The sequence below is a fragment of the Microseira sp. BLCC-F43 genome (assembly GCF_041929235.1).
GTDB lineage: Bacteria > Cyanobacteriota > Cyanobacteriia > Cyanobacteriales > Aerosakkonemataceae > Microseira.
On the sequence record NZ_JBHFNP010000154.1, the window covers coordinates 1 to 18998 of the forward strand.

At 46.0% G+C, this 18998-nt stretch carries 19 protein-coding genes and 1 pseudogene; 2 read left to right on the plus strand and 18 right to left on the minus strand.

The window, feature by feature from the left end:
* Positions 1 to 133 precede the first annotated feature (133 nt).
* Both ACE1CM_RS22000 and ACE1CM_RS22005 read right to left on the minus strand, forming a co-directional pair.
* Positions 134 to 1117, minus strand: coding sequence for an RNA-guided endonuclease InsQ/TnpB family protein (locus ACE1CM_RS22000; protein WP_374880373.1), 984 nt, complete (start codon positions 1115 to 1117; stop codon positions 134 to 136).
* A gap of 85 nt (positions 1118 to 1202) precedes the next feature.
* Positions 1203 to 4136, minus strand: a complete 2934-nt coding sequence (locus ACE1CM_RS22005; RefSeq protein ID WP_374880375.1) for a DUF4912 domain-containing protein — start codon at positions 4134 to 4136, stop codon at positions 1203 to 1205.
* A 175-nt stretch (positions 4137 to 4311) separates the two neighbouring features.
* Between ACE1CM_RS22005 and ilvC the strand changes: the two genes are divergently transcribed.
* Positions 4312 to 5307 carry a ketol-acid reductoisomerase gene (gene ilvC, locus ACE1CM_RS22010; protein WP_374880377.1) on the plus strand — a complete coding sequence of 332 codons (996 nt, stop codon included), beginning with the start codon at positions 4312 to 4314 and terminating at the stop codon, positions 5305 to 5307.
* 118 nt (positions 5308 to 5425) lie between these two features.
* On the opposite strand, the gene ACE1CM_RS22015 is transcribed toward ilvC, so the two are convergent.
* From ACE1CM_RS22015 to ACE1CM_RS22065, 11 genes are all read right to left on the minus strand, one after another.
* Complete coding sequence (locus ACE1CM_RS22015; RefSeq protein ID WP_374880379.1) at positions 5426 to 5650, minus strand: hypothetical protein; 225 nt, start codon at positions 5648 to 5650, stop codon at positions 5426 to 5428.
* Positions 5651 to 5660: 10 nt separating this feature from the next.
* Positions 5661 to 5795, minus strand: coding sequence for a hypothetical protein (locus ACE1CM_RS22020; protein ID WP_374880381.1), 135 nt, complete (start codon positions 5793 to 5795; stop codon positions 5661 to 5663).
* A gap of 54 nt (positions 5796 to 5849) precedes the next feature.
* Positions 5850 to 6833 carry a tRNA 5-methoxyuridine(34)/uridine 5-oxyacetic acid(34) synthase CmoB gene (gene cmoB / locus ACE1CM_RS22025; protein WP_374880383.1) on the minus strand — a complete coding sequence of 328 codons (984 nt, stop codon included), beginning with the start codon at positions 6831 to 6833 and terminating at the stop codon, positions 5850 to 5852.
* 173 nt (positions 6834 to 7006) lie between these two features.
* Positions 7007 to 7456, minus strand: a complete 450-nt coding sequence (locus ACE1CM_RS22030) for a hypothetical protein (RefSeq protein ID WP_374880385.1) — start codon at positions 7454 to 7456, stop codon at positions 7007 to 7009.
* Positions 7457 to 7582: 126 nt separating this feature from the next.
* Positions 7583 to 7834 (minus strand): hypothetical protein, encoded by a 252-nt coding sequence (locus ACE1CM_RS22035; RefSeq protein ID WP_374880387.1) that lies wholly within the window; start codon positions 7832 to 7834, stop codon positions 7583 to 7585.
* 87 nt (positions 7835 to 7921) lie between these two features.
* The gene (gene cmoA, locus ACE1CM_RS22040) at positions 7922 to 8692 is read right to left on the minus strand and encodes a carboxy-S-adenosyl-L-methionine synthase CmoA (protein WP_374880389.1); all 771 of its coding nucleotides are present in this window, start codon (positions 8690 to 8692) and stop codon (positions 7922 to 7924) included.
* 124 nt (positions 8693 to 8816) lie between these two features.
* Positions 8817 to 9098 carry a hypothetical protein gene (locus tag ACE1CM_RS22045; protein ID WP_374880391.1) on the minus strand — a complete coding sequence of 94 codons (282 nt, stop codon included), beginning with the start codon at positions 9096 to 9098 and terminating at the stop codon, positions 8817 to 8819.
* 522 nt (positions 9099 to 9620) lie between these two features.
* Positions 9621 to 9950, minus strand: a complete 330-nt coding sequence (locus ACE1CM_RS22050; RefSeq protein WP_374880393.1) for a hypothetical protein — start codon at positions 9948 to 9950, stop codon at positions 9621 to 9623.
* 124 nt (positions 9951 to 10074) lie between these two features.
* Positions 10075 to 11034, minus strand: a complete 960-nt coding sequence (locus ACE1CM_RS22055; protein ID WP_374880394.1) for an orange carotenoid-binding protein — start codon at positions 11032 to 11034, stop codon at positions 10075 to 10077.
* Positions 11035 to 11151: 117 nt separating this feature from the next.
* Positions 11152 to 11304, minus strand: coding sequence for a hypothetical protein (locus ACE1CM_RS22060; RefSeq protein WP_374880396.1), 153 nt, complete (start codon positions 11302 to 11304; stop codon positions 11152 to 11154).
* 170 nt (positions 11305 to 11474) lie between these two features.
* The gene (locus tag ACE1CM_RS22065; protein WP_374880398.1) at positions 11475 to 12128 is read right to left on the minus strand and encodes a tRNA1(Val) (adenine(37)-N6)-methyltransferase; all 654 of its coding nucleotides are present in this window, start codon (positions 12126 to 12128) and stop codon (positions 11475 to 11477) included.
* A gap of 129 nt (positions 12129 to 12257) precedes the next feature.
* On the opposite strand from ACE1CM_RS22065, the gene ACE1CM_RS22070 reads away from it, so the two are divergent.
* The gene (locus tag ACE1CM_RS22070) at positions 12258 to 13196 is read left to right on the plus strand and encodes an exopolyphosphatase (RefSeq protein WP_374880400.1); all 939 of its coding nucleotides are present in this window, start codon (positions 12258 to 12260) and stop codon (positions 13194 to 13196) included.
* Between the two features lie 140 nt (positions 13197 to 13336).
* Here ACE1CM_RS22070 and ACE1CM_RS22075 read toward each other — a convergent pair whose 3' ends face one another.
* The 5 genes and pseudogenes from ACE1CM_RS22075 to ACE1CM_RS22095 form a co-directional block, all read right to left on the minus strand.
* Positions 13337 to 13567, minus strand: a complete 231-nt coding sequence (locus ACE1CM_RS22075) for a hypothetical protein (RefSeq protein WP_374880419.1) — start codon at positions 13565 to 13567, stop codon at positions 13337 to 13339.
* Positions 13491 to 13985 (minus strand): annotated as a pseudogene (locus ACE1CM_RS22080) (MEKHLA domain-containing protein). Before ACE1CM_RS22080 ends, ACE1CM_RS22075 begins: the two are co-directional and overlap by 77 nt.
* 90 nt (positions 13986 to 14075) lie before the next feature.
* Positions 14076 to 15281, minus strand: coding sequence for a U32 family peptidase (locus ACE1CM_RS22085; RefSeq protein WP_374880402.1), 1206 nt, complete (start codon positions 15279 to 15281; stop codon positions 14076 to 14078).
* 235 nt (positions 15282 to 15516) lie between these two features.
* The gene (locus tag ACE1CM_RS22090) at positions 15517 to 16767 is read right to left on the minus strand and encodes a U32 family peptidase (RefSeq protein ID WP_374880404.1); all 1251 of its coding nucleotides are present in this window, start codon (positions 16765 to 16767) and stop codon (positions 15517 to 15519) included.
* Between the two features lie 124 nt (positions 16768 to 16891).
* Positions 16892 to 18910 (minus strand): protein kinase, encoded by a 2019-nt coding sequence (locus ACE1CM_RS22095; RefSeq protein WP_374880406.1) that lies wholly within the window; start codon positions 18908 to 18910, stop codon positions 16892 to 16894.
* Between the last annotated feature and the right edge of the window lie 88 nt (positions 18911 to 18998).

An 18998-nucleotide genomic window follows, 5' to 3' on the forward strand; every position in this document is an offset into this window, starting at 1 on the left:
GTTTCTCTGGCGTTTCTGACAAGAGATTATCAGATGATCGCAGCACAAGTCAATCAAAGATGGCGAATAAATTCGCTCGTGTCCTCTTTCCGCCCCGCTTTAAAAAGACGGGGCGGAAAGAGTCCCGGATTATTTAGGTGTAGGCGGGCGGCACTGCAATCACTTCCACGCCGAACTTAACGCCTTTGTATTCCAAAAAATAACGCAACTCATAGAACGCCCAACTATTGGAACGTCTACGCTCGGTCTTGTTTCTGGGTTGCTGATTGGTGCGATCCGTAATACCTGTCAAGTCCTCAATCGCAACAATGGCACTGAGAGTTTTGGCATCCAAGATGATAGTTTTGCTGATGTTGTGGTTGAGCCAAGCTTGATAACGTCTTTCCTTCCCCGACAGCCGTTGCAGCAATTCCCGGCATCTTCTTCGAGAACTGCGTGTGCCTTTCGTTCGCGTAGCGTCTGCCTTAGCAGAGGCTTTACGCTGAATCGACTCTCTAGCTTTGGCGTACTTGTCTCTCACTTTTTGCATCGGCTTACCGTCCCATTTGTCCCCCTTGCTGGTTACCGGAATGTCTCTGCGTCCAAAGTCCACACCTATCACTTTGTCACAGTGGATAGGTTCGGGCGCTTCATCGTTCAATTGAATATGGATGTAGTATTGCCCGTCTTGATGCTTGCACAGTTGGGCGCTTGTTGGCGTTCTGCCTTTCAGCTTGCCCTGTTGATAGTTGCCAATAGCGAGTTTGATTCGTTCCCGGCAACCCAACAGAGTCAAGCTCACCGTCCAATCCTTTTCCCGAAACGAGAAAATCCGAGCATCATAATCCGCCGATGTGGGCAGAAATGCCTTGACTGGTTTACCTTTGGCTTTGGCAGTTTTGCGGTTTGCACCAACCCTGGCACACACCCTCACCGCTTGGTTAGCACTCAACCCGAATTGCTCTCGCAACGTTTGATACACCAAACCTTGAATCGTGGTTTTGCTCGTTACCGATGGCTTAACAGTCTGATTGGCCAAGTTGCAACCATCCGCAAACGCACCCAACAAAGCATCAATTTTAGTGCCTTGATCGGTTGTTGGTTGAAGCTTGCAAACTCTCGTTAAGACTTGTTCCACGGAGCAAAAAATCTCACATATGACTATGAATGATTGTACAGCGCATTCAAACGAAATTCCGGGCAATTCCGAACCAAAAGCCGCCCTAGAAGGGCGGGGCTTCAGACCCATTTCTTCGGTGAGTGGGATTGGGCTTGAGGGTTTGGCGGGTAAGCTTGATCTGGATCGAGTCAGTCTCGCCATCAGCGGCAACTGCTGTGATGGTAAACTCGCTCTCGCCATCTGGGCAAAGTACTTGGCAGCTGAATGTCCCAGTAGGATTGAGTTCGATCTGACGACCGTCGATCGTAACCTTGGCATCGGGTTCGGTTTCACCGTAGACGCTTAACTCAGCATCTGCGACTAGGCGAAACTTGCTGGCACGAGTCCTTTCAGTAGAGGCAGACGGGGGATTTTCAGAGGTATCTAATAAATTGGTAACACCCAACCTACCGCCACTAGAAGAAAGGATGGATGGACTAACAGGCGGGACAGATAGTAGCCGCATGGCTTCAAGCTCGACATTGGCTAGCTGTCGATCGAGATCCGAGGTGGGGGGTATGCGAACAACTGCCGATCTAGCTAACATTAGCCAGCGATCGTTATTTGTAACATAGCCAATTTCCACCATATAATCGCGATCTGGCAAGGGAACCATCAAGTATCCATCCCGCGAGTCTTCGTTGCAATAATTTTGTTGAATGCTTTGGGGCTGTTGGTTATTTAAGTCAATATCGGTGACATCGTAAAGACGCAACGCTAACTTAGTACCACCCTCCTGCCGCAATTTCTCTTTTTCCTCGTTAGGGATATTCCAGTAAGCGTAAGCCCATTCTGCTTCGCCCGATAACAGGACAATAGTACTATCCGCGTTCTTAGTTGCTTCGGTATCGGATTTTACTGCTTGTACTTCCTGGGGCTCCTCCTGAGTTGCCATAGCAGGTTGGTCTGATAGCATTGCTGCATCTGTGGCGATCGCCTTTGGCGAAGCACTTGAGGTCAGCGATACTGTTGCCCCTTCTGTTGGAACAGTTTCCCCGATGGACACCGATTGAAGAGGACGTGGTGAAGCGGGGAGATGGGGAGGCGGGGACACACCACGATCCGAGTCAGGGGATTCCCAGGTGGAAGAATTTTCTGCTCCTCCACGCATAAATTCGAGAGGTTGAGACCGGGAGGTTCGATCAAAAGAAGGGTGGCGCGGAGCGTCTTTTGAACTCCTTGTCTTTGCATCTTCTTGGTCATCTGGGACGGGTTGAGTATCCTTTGTGTCTCCCTGGTCTGAACCAGAAACTAACCCAGCAGCTGCAATCGCAGTCCAGTGTGTCACCGAAGGTATAGCTATTGCGGTTTCCGCCTCGGTGTGGGAAATGTCTTCTGGAGTTGACTCGATTGGCTGCGATGCTGTTGGGGTGGATCTCACGAGGGTGACGGGTGGTGAGGGCGAATTTTCTCTTGAGTCTGGAATTTCTGAGCCAGCAACTAACCCAGAAGCTGCTTCTGGGATGTCGGATACGGGTTCTGGAGTTTTCTGGGTCAGAGCCGATGCTACAGGGGAAGACACCTGTTCTGTTATCGGTTGTGATGGGGCAATTGCTGACCCAGTAACCAGCCCAGATGTTGCGAGTGCTATATGTTTTGTCTCGTTAGCAGTTGTTGGCGTATCAGATGATACTGGGAATCGATAACTTTCGCGTACCGTAGGAGAATCGCTAGGTTCGATCGGATCGAGGCTTGACAGAGACAGGTGTTGATTTGATTGAGGTTGCGAACGCTGATTTTTCAGCGTTCGCCAAAGCAGAAATAGTAGCAAACTTGAGAGCCACAGCCACCACATCCCCATTACTCCTCCATCTGAAATAGAAGTACCAGCAATGGCATCAGCGGTGGGTGTGGTTAAAGGTGTTGTCTGGGGGGCAGTCGTTGCAGCGGGTGTTGCTGCTGGGGTGGGCAAAGCCGTGGCATCGGGTGTTGCTGTCGTTCCCAAAGTAGGAGTTGCTGCGGGTGTTGCTGCTGGGGTGGACAAAGCCGTGGCACCTGGTGTTGCTGTCGTTCCCAAAGCAGGAGTTGCAGCGGGTGTTGCTGCTGGGGTGAGCAAAGCCGTGGCACCTGGTGTGGTTGTCGTGCCCAAAGTAGGAGTTGCACCAGGTGTTGCTGCTGCGATTGCTGTTCTAGCTTCTGCAATCGCACTCTGACCCTGGGGTGCGGTTGCATAGCCCAGAAAATTCTTTAATGCAGCGCTGGTATTCGTTTTCTTATAGACGTAAAACAAACCTTGCGAGAAAGGATACCTGGGATCATCTGGGGTGGTTTTATGCATCGGCAGGACGCGAACACCTGGTTGATTGAGTACTTGATCGGCAATGGCGATGCCGATTCCATCGGTTCCCAACTCGCGAATGACGGCTTGCGAGGTATCTTCCGATAGCTTAACCGCGTTTGCACCCGTGTCAAACCTTGCTGCCTGAAAAACCGGATATTGCCGCAAACTTTGGCGGATATCGCTCGTTGCGGGGCGGTCGATGACTCGAATTCCACCGGGTGCCCCACCTACCTCAGACCAATCTTGAATCTCGCCCCGGAAAATTTTGGCAAATTGCTGGTCGGTTAAACTGCCGGTGAAGGGATTATTTGCCCCGACCACAATGGCAATTTTATGGCGAGCTACCGGAACCTCAACCAAACCTCTGGCTTTCTCCCGCCTAGTCAAGGGACGCCCGATAGCAGCCAGATCGGCTTGTTCTTGCCGCACTGCTCGCAGCGCGGCATTTGCGTCCCCGTACCCGATGGTGACTTGTTGTCCGGCGAACTGTTGCTCAAAGCGCTGTTTGAGCGCTTCGTTAAATTTCTCCATGCTGGAAGAACTGGCAATCCGCAGCTTTGTCACCCCAGGAACGGCTGTAGGACTTGGTAAAGCAGTAGGAGTGGGAGTTTGAGCCAAAACGGCAGCGAAGGTAGATGCTGCTGCGGGTTGTTCAGCAGCCGCGAGGTAGCACAGTAACGCCAAAGTGACTAGCCTTGTATCTTTTTTGTGCAACATATATAAAAAGCAGCTTGACAGCCCTGACGGAAGTTAATTTCTTTAAATAAAGATGTGCTAATTATATAGCCGTCGTTTTCTCAAATGCGATCGCAGCCTATACGACATGCACCCATTTTGGTAGAATAACAACTCCTGTGTTGATCGAGACGCTTCCACCGAAGGAGTTGCCCTTATGGCTCGCATGTACTATGACCCTGATGCCAATTTAGACCTTTTGGCGAATAAAACCGTTGCCATCATCGGCTATGGTTCTCAAGGTCACGCCCACGCCCTCAATCTTAAAGATAGCGGCATTAACGTCATTGTGGGTCTGTATCCGGGCAGTAAGTCGGCGGAAAAAGCTAAGGAAGCTGGGTTAACCGTTCATTCGGTGGCTGATGCAGCCAAGACGGCAGACTGGATTATGATTTTGCTGCCGGATGAAGTGCAAAAAACAGTCTATAAAAATGAAATCGAACCCCATTTAAACCCAGGCAAGGTGCTATCTTTTGCCCACGGGTTTAACATTCACTTTGGTCAAGTCGTGCCGCCAGCGGATGTCGATGTGGTGATGGTAGCACCCAAAGGGCCGGGGCATTTGGTACGGAGAACCTACGAACAAGGACAAGGGGTTCCCTGTTTGTTTGCAGTGTATCAGAATGGTTCTGGACAAGCACGCGATCGCGCGATGGCATACGCCAAAGGCATCGGCGGTACCCGCGCCGGTATTTTAGAAACCACCTTCCGCGAAGAAACCGAAACCGACTTGTTTGGCGAACAAGCAGTTTTGTGCGGCGGTTTAAGCGCCCTAATTAAAGCTGGTTTTGAAACCTTAGTCGAAGCCGGATATCAACCCGAATTAGCTTATTTTGAATGCCTCCACGAAGTCAAATTAATTGTTGACTTAGTTGTGGAAGGCGGTTTAGCTAAAATGCGCGATAGCATTTCCAATACAGCCGAATACGGCGATTATACCCGCGGGCCAAGGATTGTCAACGACCAAACTAAGGCCGAAATGCAGAAAATTCTGCAAGAAATTCAAAGCGGTCAATTTGCGCGGGAATTCGTCCTGGAAAACCAAGCTGGCAAACCAGGATTTACTTCCATGCGGCGTCAGGAAGCCGAACACCCGATTGAGGAAGTCGGTAAGGATTTACGCGCAATGTTTAGCTGGTTGAAAAAGGACTAAACATTGGTAATGGCTAATGGCTAATTGCTAATTGGTAATTGCTTGAGAACTGGCAAAAAGCCCTTTTTACTATTAACTATTAGCCATTAGCCATTAGCCATTAGCCATTAGCCAAATCCTAATTTCCCGCTTCCTTCTCCTCCTGTTGTAGTGCCTTTTCCGTTCGCTCATTGGGGTTTAGCTTAGGTCCCTTTTGAGGAAACAACCCGATAAAAAAGTTGTTGAGTGAAGTTCGCGTTTGAACGCTAGCAGTACTCAACGGTTTGGGAAGAATCCTGTCCCCCAAGGTGACAAATAACAAGAACAGGATTAACAGATAGGTTGTAGCAGTTTTGCGATCCATATTGTTATCCTTATAGACTAAGCGATATGCCTCCGGCACCCTTAGCGATCGCTCCTACCTTCATTCTTGCTAAAAATGCCCAGAACCGCCATTCACAAATGGGCAAGGTTAACTTTTTTTCTGGGGTTAATTCAATTTTCTTCATTCCTCGTCTGAATGTAGTCCCCGCGTCGCCGCGTCTCCCCGTCTGGTGCCTGCTTCATTCTTTGCGCCCGATCGCATAATAACGCCACGGAGCAGGATAACCTTCTATAGTTAGGGAAAAATCGTCAGAATTGAGGAATTCTCGCAGGCTATCTACCTTTGCCCAAGCCGTGCTACGCTGTTCTTCAATTGAGAGGGGTTGAGCAAAGAAACAGCGAACCTGGGTAAAACCAGCGCGGATCATCCAATTTTCCAGACAAGATTGGGTAGGTAAAAACCAGATACCTCGCGCTTGTGCGTAACGCTGGCGCGGAGTCAGGGCGACGGGTAGATCTCCCGGAATTCCTTGACAGTCTATAATAATTTCTCCCTTGGGTGCTAAAGCTTGCCGCATTTTACCCAACAAACCAATCGGATCCCGATGGTGGTACAAAATCCCCAAGCAAAAGATGGTGTCAAAAAAATTGGGATAAAAGTCGATATGTTCCACACCCAGTAATTCAAATGCCAGCATTTCTTGCCGGACGATATTTTGAATTAGCTGAAAGTTCCAAAAGTGTTTCGCGACGGGTTCAAACCCGATGACCCACTCAGGTTTTTGGTGTGCCATCCGAAACATAAAATAGCCGTTGTGACAGCCAATATCCGCCACGCGGCGATTTTTCAGGGGTTGGATATGGGGCAAAATCCGCGCCCATTTCCAGTCAGAACGCCATTCAGCATCGATGGTCGTGCCAAATAGTTCAAAAGGCCCCTTTTTCCAAGGACAAAAGGCTTGTAGGGCTTGATAAAATCGCTGCTGTTGTTCAGTTGATAGTTCATCAGATCGACCGACTTTGACAACTGCGTCGGAGAAGTCGAACCAATTGCTTTGGATGTCTTGGACAGAATAAACGGCATCGCGGTACTGACTGACTTGGGGCGCGAATAACTTGGATTGTCGCTCTTGACGTACTGCTAAAATTGCGTCGCGTTGTAAGAGGGTGGGGTAGCGATCGCAATAATCAGGAGCCAAATAACCAACAGCCTGATTCAACATAGAGCAATTCCTAATTCAGAGCCGAATAGCACGCGGGATAAGCGAGGCAGAGCCTCTCTCACTCGTTCCCAGGCTGGAGCCTGGGAACGAATCGGGGAGGCTCTGCCTCCCATGTCCGAAAGCGAGGCAGAGCCTCTAGAGTCTCGTTCCCAAGCTGGAAGTCGAATAGTTAATTAAATTCCTGATTCTTCCAGCAGTTGATGAATGCACTGAGCAGTATTAGGAGAAGCTCCCCATGACACCAAGACATCAGGCACAGATGTTACTGCTACTGCTTGGCCTAAACCATTACCCTTAAATTGTATCGCTACGGGAGTAGCTGAACTTCTAGTCCACCAATAGGCTGCACCGTAATTTCCTAATCTGACAACATTGTTAATTTCTCCCGCTCGCCCTTCAGCGCGAAATTTTCTATTTAAGCTGGCACGCACGGGGTGTCTAACGGGAACTAAAGCTTCGTCCAAGCTAGGGCAGTTTAAATTCTCACCAACAGCAGAAGCGTTTTCTTTTTGCCTGTTATTATCGTCGATGCTAATGGCATTTATCTCGCGATCTATACCAAGCACAAGCCCGACAATTGCCACGGTCAAAACAGGGTTAAGTAAGGATAATTTTTGCTTCATATAGTGAAAGTGAACCAATAAAAGACTATTCGCTCAGAAATTGAACTTCGGTTAAAGGCACTAAAAGTTTGCATAGTTAGGAGTCATCTTGTTTCTGGACTATCTTGGGGATGATGACGGTATAAGTTATGAGGATTTTCTCTCTCGCTGTGCCAAATATTGGTCTAGGGTGAGATAATTGCCTGCCTGATAGTCTGTGCGGGCAGCCTGGATTTCTGCAATTGTTTCGGGATTATCTTTACCTTCCTCTTCTTCATGCTGGAACAGTTCAGTTTCAAGCAATTCCCACAACTTGCGTTTCTGAGGAATTGCCAGTGACGAAATTGCTTCCAGCAATGATTCAAACGAGATACCAATTTTGACAGTATTTTCATCCATTCTAAGGTTCCTCTATTTTTCATTATTCATAATAGCACTTTTTAAACAATTACTTTTATCGGAACTGATTGTTAAATTTAGTGCCATTCACTTCAGAGCCACCAACGAGATAAAATTATGCAATTTAATCGGCGAATCTATTTGACTAAAACCGCTCTCTTGCAGCATTTGAATTTGTTGTGTTTCGGTTAAAGGCACTAAAACATTTTCCAATGCTTCTTTTTTGCGTTCAATTTCAGTTTTGGCATAGCCATTATGCGCCTTAAAAGCTTCGTAATGTCGAGTAATTGTCTCTTGAAATTGCGGACAAGCCGATTTAACTTTTTCGCTCAAGAATAACAAGCCGCCCGGATTCAAACCCTCGTAGATAGACCTGAGCAACTTTTGCCGCACCTGCAACGGTAAAAACTGTAACGTGTAATTAATTACAACTACACTACAGTTTTCAAACGAGCAATTTTCAGCATTTTCACAGATTAATTCAACTTGATGAGTTTGTTGAATTCGCTCCAATTTCTGCCGCGCTTTTTCTAACATTGGTTGAGAATTATCGATGCCAACTAGCGTCGCTGGCTGCTTTAAAAATCGCCCTAATAATTCTAGAAATGTTCCAGTTGAACAGCCGATATCAATAATTATAGTCCCCGGTTGATAGTAATCTCTAGCCCAATGGGCTGCACAAGCTAGGACTTCTCGATACAGGGGAACTGAGCGAGAAATCATATCATCAAAAACGCGAACCACATCTTCATTAAAGACAAAAGGTTTGGGCCACGGCCCTGTTTCAAAAAGTTTGTCTTTTTCAGGACTGAGATAAAGTTTAGTCTGGAATAGTTCTGGATCAAATTGTTCAGACATTCGATTTATCCCTTTGGCTACCTTTCAAGTAAGTGGTTTAGATTCCGATTAAGGGGAAGGCGATCGCTATTCGTAACTTTGGGGCTTGCTTATCTTACCAACAAGCGATCGCCTAAAAACACTATTAGCTTTCACCAGGAGCGAAGACAATCTCGAACGCTGCATTTGGCACATACCGCCGCAAAGCTCTTAAACGATCGTCGGCGTCTTGGCGGTTGACAAAACGAGCGATGATGTGAGTCTTTGCACCTGGTAAAATACGCACAATCATCCAAGGACGTTGAAGCGTTGCCCGATTTCTGATCGCGAAAAGATAGTTAGCAAGCACAGCGCCTTTGAGGTTGGTACTTAGTTGCTCGATCGGCAACGTGGCAATGCCCTCTACTTCTTGTTGTGGCAAACTCATGGGGGCAGCATCAAAATCACCATCATGGTAATTGCTGATGCGCGATAGTAGCTATGTAATGGTTATCCAAAGCTGGCGATACTATTGAGAAAATCCTTGTTTACAGGGTTTGACTGAGAAGGCGGCGAACTTTGGTAGGTGAACCGCCTTCTCTATTACGATTAAATCAAGTTATTTTGTATTAGTAAAGTTAACTTGTATTAACTTATTGTAGTAACTCAAGTTGCTAGTGATAAACTTTGGCGTTGCTAATTTCTAATTTAGGATTTTTACCAGAAACAATCGGTTTAGAGCCTCCCCCTTTAAAGGGGAAAGGAAAAATTAATTTCCTATCCGATCGCCAAAGTTTCTTCTGCGCTCGTTAGTTTTATAAAGGATTTTTCAGGTGAAACCCGGTTTCTTTCCGTAACTGTCAACTGTCAACTGTTGAATGACATTAGTGCAACACAACATTGTAGGGGCACGGCATCCGAAAAACTTTGACCTTAGGGACAAAACTTACTGATGCCGTGCCCCTACTACTCACATGCGGGAGAGGGCAGCTACCTTAGAAAGCTTATCTATTTGGAGTCCCTTCAATTCATCCAGATGCAACCATCCCTCTTTCACCAACCGGGCAAAAATAAAGAGGAGAGCTGAATAACTGTAGTCGTACTTGCCATCGATATCGTGTCTTCTGGCACTTAAGAAATCGTGCAAACGCCACATATCATCAAGTTCTGCGATCGCACTTGCTTGTGCGCGAACTTCCTGTATCAAAGCCGCAATTTCTCGCTCATAGGCTTTCTCGAAGGCTTCTTTAGCCACTTTCTGCTCTGTCTTAGACCAATCAACTTCACTCACTTGCATCATCCAACCTAAACTGTGATTATTTAAATTTATCCGATTGCACCACCAAATCCCAAGCAAAAGAGCGCCCTTTAGAAAAGAGCGCTCATCCACCATTATCTAAGGTTTACTCGCGCTTAGCTCGCGTTTAGCGAACCAGATTTAATAGCTCTTTGGGAGATGCTAGCAAGTCAATTGCTACAAAGAAAATTTTGTTTTCAGGATTGAGCAAGAATCGCCAAGCCATATTCATGCCCACGCCAGCACCAAACCAGGGAGTTTGCACTTTACCAGTGACTTTGATTTGGGTGTAACCATCTTCTGCCGGTTCAGCAACGCCTCGTTCTGGCATTAACTTGAGGTTTTGGCAATCTTCCCGGAAAAACCGCAGCACGGCATCTTTCCCCACAATCGGTTTTTGGAAGGGAGGTTGCAAAGCACCATCAGGAGTAAATAACTCGATTAGCGCATCAAAATCGTTGGCATTCAGGTTATCCATGTAGCTGAGTACGGTTGGATTATCAATGCCTTCAATCGTGACTTTACTCCGCTTTGACATTTCTTTGGGAACAACAACAGGTTCGGCAACTCGGTTATAACTACCCAATTTGCTCGTGTCATACCCCATGTCAACCACAGAATTACGCAATACCGTAATCTGCTGACCTGACTCTAGATTTCTGATTGCTTGCAGTACGGCTGAGGCATTAGCAGAAAGTTTATAACCCTCTGGAATTGGAGCCACAATTCCCTGTTCCATCCATTGTCCAAGCTGATACCAGAAACCTAATTTGATGTTGGCAGACCAGGTAGCATAGGTTCGACCAATCGGTGTGTCAGCGCGGTTTGCCAAGTCACACATCACCTGGGATTGTTCGCCAAATGACATTTGCCGAATTTGATTCATAGTTGCTTCGGCAAACTGCATATTAGCTGCTCCTGGAGCAGCAATTGTGATTGTTTTACCCATTTCAAGGTATGCAAACCAAATCAATGCGAGTTGATCTTCGGCACTCAACTGACCGAACCTGGCAATTGTTGCAGGTACAGCATCAGCGGATAAAGTGTTAGGGAAAATACCGCGAGCTGAGTCGATAGTAAATGGCATAGTACAGATCCACCTTATTGACTAGATTTGCAACTGGCACAAAGGTCAAACCGAGAGCTTCCAGAGAATGAAACCTTACCTGACCACTGTTAAATTATCACAAAACTTTACAACTTGTCAATAAATCTTCATATAATTCTCAGAAATGTCCCTCGGTTCGTAGCTGTAACGGTTGGAGATGCGGTTGATAGCGGTTTGCAGCAGAGGTACGCGCAAGGGGCGAGCGGCAGCATTAATGCCTGCACGCAAAGCTTTCTGGCAGTCAATCATTAATCTGACTGATTAATTTTTTTAATATTTCTTAACAGTGATACAGTTCTATACAGGACTGAGTCACGACAAAGCTTATTCCCCGTTTCAGAGTAGGGACAGGGCAATCATAAAATATTATATTATAGAGAATATTTCAGATGCCGTGTCCCTACTTTGATAATTGAATCTCAATACTTCAGATAAAAGTCTTTAATCAAGGCAATAAACTCAGCTGTGTAAATATGTCTGTCTGCTTCTATGGTAAGGGTGGTTTCTTGATATGCCGATTGATTTTTGCCCAGTTCGATTAGAACGCGCTTGATTGGACTATTTAATGTTGGCTTAACGTACAGTTTACGGTGGCAAAAAAAACCGAAGGCTTCGGCTTTTCGGTGGAAAATTTGGGCGGCTTCAGTTGGATAAATTACAGCCAACCGACCGTTTTCAGATAGAAGTTGTTCTGCTGCTTGTAATAGATCGACTTGCTCGAGGCGATCGCTATGGCGCGCGATCGCTCTCTCCTGGTTTGGTGCTTTATAGGCGTTGGCAAAAAAAGGTGGATTCGAGACTATCAGGTCGTACCGTACCGAGCAAGTGGCGGCATAGTCTTGGATGGGACACTGGTATACATTGATACGGTTGCTGAAGGGCGATCGCGTAACATTCTCCCTCGCCTGAATACAAGCATCTGCATCTATTTCTACCGCATCGATATTCGCGGGCGATCGCTGCGCCAACATCAGTGCCAGTAAACCCGTCCCCGTGCCGATATCGAGGATGTGTTGTGCGCCTGTGGTATCCGTCCACGCCCCCAGTAGGACACCATCAGTACCCACCTTCATGGCGCACCGATCCTGAAAGATCGCGAACTGTTTAAAGTGAAAGTACGGATTGGGAATTCTAGCCACACACTTGGGTAAACTACTAGGGAGCGTCTATATCCTAAGCACAAATTGGTTTTCGGAGATTATATGCTGGAAGAAGGGAAAAAGTACCGTCTGGTAACTAGAAGCGATTTTGATGGACTCGCCTGCGCGATTTTACTGAAGGAACTTGACCTTATTGATGATATAAAGTTCGTCCATCCCAAAGATATGCAGGATGGCAAAATAGAGGTTACCAGCCGAGACATCACCACTAACTTACCCTATGTAGAAGGCGTCGGTCTAGCTTTTGACCACCACTTCAGCGAAACGATTCGCCATGAAACAATTAAGGCCAATCATATTATCGATCCTGATTCCCCCTCAGCCGCCAGAGTCGTCTACAACTACTTGGGTGGGCAAAATAAGTTTGCCAATATTTCTGCGGAAATGCTGGAGGCTGTAGATAAGGGAGATTCTGCTCAGTTCACAATAGAAGAAGTTCTGTATCCACAAGGGTGGGTACTCCTGAATTTCCTCATGGATGCCCGCACGGGTTTGGGACGCTTTAAGGACTTCCGCATCTCTAACTATAATTTGATGATGCATCTGATTGACTACTGCAAAGAACACACAATCGAAGAAATCTTGGAACTGCCTGATGTCAAAGAAAGAATTGATGTTTACTTCGAGCAGAAACAAAAATTTAAGGAACAGATTCAGCGGTGTTCCAAGGTTTATAAAAACCTGGTGTTAATCGATTTAAGAAATGAAGAGACTATCTATGCAGGCAACCGATTTGTAATTTATGCTCTTTTCCCCAATTGCAATATTTCGATTCACCAAATGTGGGGTCTGCAACAGCAAAATACAGTCTTTGCGGTGGGTAAGTCAATTTTCAATCGCACCTCTAAAACCAATATTGGTGAATTGATGCTGAAGTATGGCGGTGGTGGTCATGCTAATGCCGGAACTTGTCAAATTGATAACGCTCAGGCAGATGAGGTATTAAAAGAATTGATCGCTCAGATTAATGCTGACGGTTAAAGTCAACGGGAGGTAGGGGCACGGCATCCGAAAAGCTTTGAGTAATGCGACAAAGGTTACTGGTGCCGTGCCCCTACAATGATGTATTGCTTGGGGAGAGAACTCGAAAAGCAATCCGCTGTAAACGGGGGAGTGTCAAGCTACTTATCCTTATCTCCAAATGCAGATATGCCAAAAAATAGCATCAGCAAGCCGCCGATTAATACAGCTAGGGCTAATCCGCCTGTTACTAAGTCCAATGGGTTTGTTGTTTCCATGATTGGCGATCGCTTCAAAATATAACGTACTTCCCGGTTAACTTTCTCTGTTTTCTTGCAGCAGCATCCACTGAGTAAACCTAGCCGCTTGACCGCAATGTTGATTATGCTCATCGAGCAGGTTCCAAACGGTAAAGTCTGAAACCATTTACCGTTTACCAGTGCGAGAAATGCGGACTCCCCGACCATTGGTAACATAACCCTTGGTTGTCACTTGGTTGAGCAGACGCAAGCGTTCCTCCTGTTCTATGGGTTCGGCAGAATACCTTGAAGGCATCTGAGTCAATTGTTCCCAATTGAGTTCCATCAGTTCCAAAGCTTTGCGGTTTCCGTAGTTGAAAATCGGGTCTGGCTCGCTCCCGTGAGAAAATACTGGAAAAGGCGCTTCAAATAATGCCTGTGCTATTTGGATAGGTGAGCCACTGATTTCGATCAGAGAATGTCCTGCCCAATGCTTAAAGCTGTTTAGTATGCGTTGGCTTTGAAGAATCAGTTCCTCTTGCTGCCAGGGAAATAGGATATTGGCGTTCATAGGTTAATTGCGCGCGTTCGTGCAAGCGTTGGGGGCATATCGCTCCCTCCAGTCAGAAGGAATCATACCAGTTTGTGGCCTATTCCGGTATCAACCGCCCAGCAGCAGGGAGCCTGGTACCGCCTTCTTAATCCAGTCCGTAACTAGAATTTGTTCGGACTCAAAAGTATCAATCTGTTCCCCGTTTAAGTTGCGAAAAGTAACCTCTTGGGGAAGTTTAATCTCTTCACCCGTTGGCATTATCATGCTTTTACTTTTCATCTGCGAAACCTCAAAAGGACGCCTGGTATAAAACACAACATATTTCCCACCTTCTCCAGCTAAAACCTCAGCTAAACAAGCATCATTTCGATAGTCGGTTACTTTCGATTTCATGCGTGGAAATAGGGCAGTTGTGCGATTGGCTTTGAAAAAGGGAGCGCGTGTTTCTCGCGACCAGTTGACGCGCAGGGAAGCAGGATCTGACAAAATTTTGCTACAAATTCTCTCGATATCTACTGCTACATCACCCTCCTGTTCCAGATGTCGCAAGTCTAAGCGTACCGTATGCAAACCAGCCGCTTGTAAAGCATCTAATTTGTCGAGGATAAACTGGTCTTTGTCGAGGAACATGAAGGTTCCATGCCCTGTTTCCAAAGTAGGGAAATGCCGATTGGGATTGTCTGCAAAAGCAGCAGTAGCTTCCAAATAGAGGGGAGAGTCTGGATTAAAATTCTCCTCTGCTAAATGTTCTGCTAGCAGACTTCGCGGCGAGTAAAACAGTAAAATTTGTCCTACACCCAGCAATTCGCAGGCGACGGGAAGCGCTTGGCAATATTCAATTAGTTTTTCTTCAGGTAGTTCGATGGATAGAACGAGACGTTCCAAATTACCAGAAAAAATTTCGCACCAACCTAAGAGAGATTCGAGATTATGATTGCCTGTTTCAACAATTAACTGAAGCGGTATTTCTGGGAAATGAATTAACAGCCAATAAGCGACACCCGGATCGCAAACGCGGATTGCTGCGAAGCGGGTGAGGTCCCAATTCTGGATGCGATCGCATACACTTTTCATCACCCGTTCAGGCATCAATATATCCCATACCAAAACCGGGCGCAGTCCTCGCTGTAAAGCTGCCGTTGCTAACTCGTGTACCCTCTGTTCTGAAAGTTTCCCCTGTCTAGCTAATAACGCAGGTTCCAACAACACCTCATACAGATTGGCAGCGTTAGCGCATCGATCAATATCGGCAATAGAAGAAACAAAAGTATTAAATTGCATATATTCTGGACTTGATGCGACAAAAGAACACATTTTAACCCCCCTTGGCAAGCACATACTTTAACCCCCCTTGGCAAGCACAAACTTTAACCCCCCTTGGCAAGCACATACTTTAACCCCCCTTGGCAAGCACATACTTTAACCCCCCTTGGCAAGCACATACTTTAACCCCCCTTGGCAAGCACAAACTTTAACCCCCCTTGGCAAGCACAAACTTTAACCCCCCTTGGCAAGCACAAACTTTAACCCCCCTTGGCAAGCACATACTTTAACCCCCCTTGGCAAGGGGGGCAGGGGGGATCGTGACTGTTTTAACTTCTTGAGCAAATCGAACTACATTTAATTTGGCGACATTTTGTAGGTTTATGGGTGCATCAATTTTGGGAATGCGAACAACGCTATCTTGTCGCATGGAATTTATGCGATCGCCCGTCACCGAAAATAACCCATCGACCTTCCAGCGGATCGCTTCCCCCTCAAATGGAATAATTTCAATTTTATCTCCAATTGCCAAAGGTTCAACCAATTGCAAAACAATTTCTTGGGGCGTTGACTCGATGACAATACCTAAATATTGATGCGTTCCCGTATTAATTCCCGATAACTGTCCGAACACCGAATCCCTTCCTGCTGGCGTTTCCAGCGAACCGGAAAAGTAGTCTCGGTGGGGAACGGATTGCAGTTCTGCTGCTGCAACTTGAAGCATTTCTGCATTCAATGTCCCGTCTGCATAGGCATCAATTAGTTTTCTATAAACCTTGCAATTCAGGGCAACGTAGAAGGAAGATTTCATCCTTCCTTCTATTTTTAAAGAACAAATCTGATGTTTAAAAAACTCTCCAATCTGATAGATTCCCCATAAATCCCTAGAAGACATGAACGTTACTAAATCTTCCTGTTTCTTGTCATCACTTTCTAACTGATAGGGCAATCTACAAGATTGAATGCATCCGCCTCGATTAGAATCTCGCCCTGCCGTAAAATTAGAAATTGTGCAATGACCGGAATACGCCATGCACATCGCCCCGTGGGTAAACATTTCCACATCGATGCCCGAATGTTCTCGAATTGCACCAGCTTCGGCTATACTGAGTTCTCGACCGACAATCAGGCGCTTGACTCCGATCTGCTTCCACAAACGCCCCGCATAAGAGTTGAGGCAAGAAGCTTGAGTCGATAGGTGGATGTTGAGATTGGAACTATTTTTAATGACGCGAATCACGCCGAGGTCGGAGACAATTACCCCATCGACGCCGATGGCAGAGAGAAACTGACAATAGTCTGCCAATCCCTCAAAATCGGCATCGTGGAGAAAAGCGTTGAGGGTGATGTAGACTTTAGCGTCGTGCTGATGAGCAAATGCTACACCCAACGCTAACTCAGAGTCGGTAAAATTGTCTGCCCGCGCCCGCAAACCATACTTTTGCCCTCCTAGATAAACGGCATCTGCACCATAGGCAATGGCGACTTTTAACCGTTGCAAATTTTTAGCCGGGACTAGCAGTTCTGGTTTCCACATGGCAACAAGTTTATCGATGCGGGAACTTTTACAGGACTTAGGCAAAGAATCTAAAGCTAGGGTGCGTAAGCGTTGCGTAACGCACCGCAACCACCATATATAGAGTTAATGCATAAGTCCTGTTTTATTTTAACGGTATTTGCCAAATTTTAATAGTTTTGTCACCGCTACCCGTGGCAACAGTATGCCCATCGGGACTAATCGCAAGCGGACTAATCGCCAAATTATTCCCATAGTTAAAATCTCCTTTAAGCGTGCGGATTTCTTTTCCGGTGTAGAGATTCCACATTTTGATAGTTTTGTCAGCACTTCCACTGATCAGCGTTTGCCCATCCTGTGCCATTGTTAGGTAACTTACAAAACTGGTATGGCCTTTTAGGGTGTTAATTTCTTTTCCGCTAGCAATATCCCAAATTTTGATAGTTTTGTCAGCACTGGCGCTCAATAATTTTTTCCCATCTAGACTAATGGCGAGGTAATTAACAAAGCTGGTATGTCCAGTTAGGGTGCGAATTTGTTTTCCCGTTGCCAGAACCCATATTTTAATATTTTTGTCAGCCCCCGCGCTAAATAATGTTTTTCCATCCTGGCTGATTGTCAAAGAATTTACCGAGGTTAAATGCCCTTTAAGCGTGCGAATTGCTTGCCCATTGGATAAGTTCCAAAGTTTAATAGTTTTGTCGGCACTGGCACTGGCTAAGGTTTGCCCATCGGGGGTAATGGCGAGATAATTCACATAACCAGAATGGCCTTTGAGGGTGCGAATTTCCTTGCCTGTGGCCAGATTCCAAAGTTTGATTGTTTTGTCAGCACTGGCGCTGAATAAGGTTTGCCCATCGGGTGCGATCGCGAGATAATTAATAAAGCTGAAATGGTCTTTAATTGTGCGAATTTCCTTGCCGGTGGCCAGATGCCAAATTTTGATAGTTTTGTCAGCACTGCCGCTAATTAATGTTTCACCATCGGGACTAAAAACCAGACAATTAATAAAGCTGGAATGTCCGCTCAAAATTTTGACTGGCGAGATATTTTCAATCAAGGTAATTTGGGAGGTATTGCGGTAAAATTCCCAACCTCCATATCCTCCTAATGCTACAGCTAAAGCCACCGATCCTAATACTAGCCATTTTTTATTATGCCTGATAAATTTACTTGTAATTAGGGAAACTTTGGCTGAAGATTGCATCAACGTATTGCTGCTAACCGCCGGAAATTTAGCATAATACATTTTCTGGTAAATTTTAGCTAAACAGTCTATAATTTCTTGGGTATTTTTAGGTCTATCTGCTGCTTTAGGAGCAATCAGCTTATCAATAAAATTGGCAAGTGTGGGCGCTATTTCGGGAGCAAAATTGCGCCAGTTTAATTCGTTTCTAATTGCATCATAAATTGCCTGATTGGTCAGGTTCTTGCCCGTGAGTAAATAAACAAAAGTCCGTCCCAAAGAATAGAAATCAGACTGGGGTACGGCGTGACCTTGTTCTTGTTCTGGAGCCGTGTAGCCAGCGGAACTTACCTTTGTAATGCTGCCCGTTCCGCTCACTGCTGCCAGGTAAGTATAGGTCATTTCTCTAGCAGTGCCAAAGTCAATTAATACCAATTGACCGTTGGGGCGGAGCATGATATTTTCTGGTTTTATATCGCGATGAAAGTAGTTTTTTTCATGGACGAGATGCAAAATTTCTGCCAGTTGTTTTAACCAATTTAGCGCTTGGTCTGCGCTGATGGGGTGATTGCCTTGTTGCTGCATCCATTGTTTTAAATTTGGTCCTTCAATTTTTTCCATTAGGATGCAATGTAGCGGCTCTTTTGCACCTCTAGGAAAAACTTGAAAGTATCCATCTGGCTCGATTCTAGGAATTCCTGGATGGTTTAACTGACTCAATACTACCGCTTCTTGTTGGAATAGTTCGACGGCTTTGGGATTGGTGTTGTGATCTTCTTTTAAAACTTTGAGGATTTTGGGGGTTGACCCGTCAAATGCTTCATAAATCTTGCCAAAGCCGCTTTTGTCGCTTAAAAGGCGCATTACTAGGTAGCGCCCTTTTAGTAACAACTCCGAACCGCAGTGACGACAAATGGGACTATTGGCGTTGGCGGCGTCGTTGGGCTTGGGACAGCTGGGATTGATACAGTAGCTCATAGCTGGCTACGAAATTACTCTATCTTCAGTGTAAATAATGGCTCTTTTTTTTCCTGGAGGGACCAGGGGGATTAGCAAGCAATGGTAC

Excerpts from the sequence above, each read along its gene's own strand:
- ACE1CM_RS22030 (WP_374880385.1), bottom strand. The coding sequence starts at position 7,456 with ATGAAGCAAAAATTATCCTTACTTAACCCTGTTTTGACCGTGGCAATT.
- ACE1CM_RS22070 (WP_374880400.1), top strand. The coding sequence starts at position 12,258 with ATGCTGGAAGAAGGGAAAAAGTACCGTCTGGTAACTAGAAGCGATTTT.
- ACE1CM_RS22050 (WP_374880393.1), bottom strand. The coding sequence starts at position 9,950 with ATGATGCAAGTGAGTGAAGTTGATTGGTCTAAGACAGAGCAGAAAGTG.
- ACE1CM_RS22020 (WP_374880381.1), bottom strand. The coding sequence starts at position 5,795 with ATGAAGAAAATTGAATTAACCCCAGAAAAAAAGTTAACCTTGCCCATT.
- ACE1CM_RS22035 (WP_374880387.1), bottom strand. The coding sequence starts at position 7,834 with ATGGATGAAAATACTGTCAAAATTGGTATCTCGTTTGAATCATTGCTG.
- ACE1CM_RS22075 (WP_374880419.1), bottom strand. The coding sequence starts at position 13,567 with ATGAGCATAATCAACATTGCGGTCAAGCGGCTAGGTTTACTCAGTGGA.
- ACE1CM_RS22055 (WP_374880394.1), bottom strand. The coding sequence starts at position 11,034 with ATGCCATTTACTATCGACTCAGCTCGCGGTATTTTCCCTAACACTTTA.
- cmoA (WP_374880389.1), bottom strand. The coding sequence starts at position 8,692 with ATGTCTGAACAATTTGATCCAGAACTATTCCAGACTAAACTTTATCTC.
- ACE1CM_RS22065 (WP_374880398.1), bottom strand. The coding sequence starts at position 12,128 with ATGAAGGTGGGTACTGATGGTGTCCTACTGGGGGCGTGGACGGATACC.
- ACE1CM_RS22015 (WP_374880379.1), bottom strand. The coding sequence starts at position 5,650 with ATGGATCGCAAAACTGCTACAACCTATCTGTTAATCCTGTTCTTGTTA.
- ilvC (WP_374880377.1), top strand. The coding sequence starts at position 4,312 with ATGGCTCGCATGTACTATGACCCTGATGCCAATTTAGACCTTTTGGCG.
- ACE1CM_RS22060 (WP_374880396.1), bottom strand. The coding sequence starts at position 11,304 with ATGATTGACTGCCAGAAAGCTTTGCGTGCAGGCATTAATGCTGCCGCT.
- ACE1CM_RS22085 (WP_374880402.1), bottom strand. The coding sequence starts at position 15,281 with ATGTGTTCTTTTGTCGCATCAAGTCCAGAATATATGCAATTTAATACT.
- cmoB (WP_374880383.1), bottom strand. The coding sequence starts at position 6,833 with ATGTTGAATCAGGCTGTTGGTTATTTGGCTCCTGATTATTGCGATCGC.
- ACE1CM_RS22095 (WP_374880406.1), bottom strand. The coding sequence starts at position 18,910 with ATGAGCTACTGTATCAATCCCAGCTGTCCCAAGCCCAACGACGCCGCC.
- ACE1CM_RS22045 (WP_374880391.1), bottom strand. The coding sequence starts at position 9,098 with ATGAGTTTGCCACAACAAGAAGTAGAGGGCATTGCCACGTTGCCGATC.
- ACE1CM_RS22090 (WP_374880404.1), bottom strand. The coding sequence starts at position 16,767 with ATGTGGAAACCAGAACTGCTAGTCCCGGCTAAAAATTTGCAACGGTTA.
- ACE1CM_RS22005 (WP_374880375.1), bottom strand. The coding sequence starts at position 4,136 with ATGTTGCACAAAAAAGATACAAGGCTAGTCACTTTGGCGTTACTGTGC.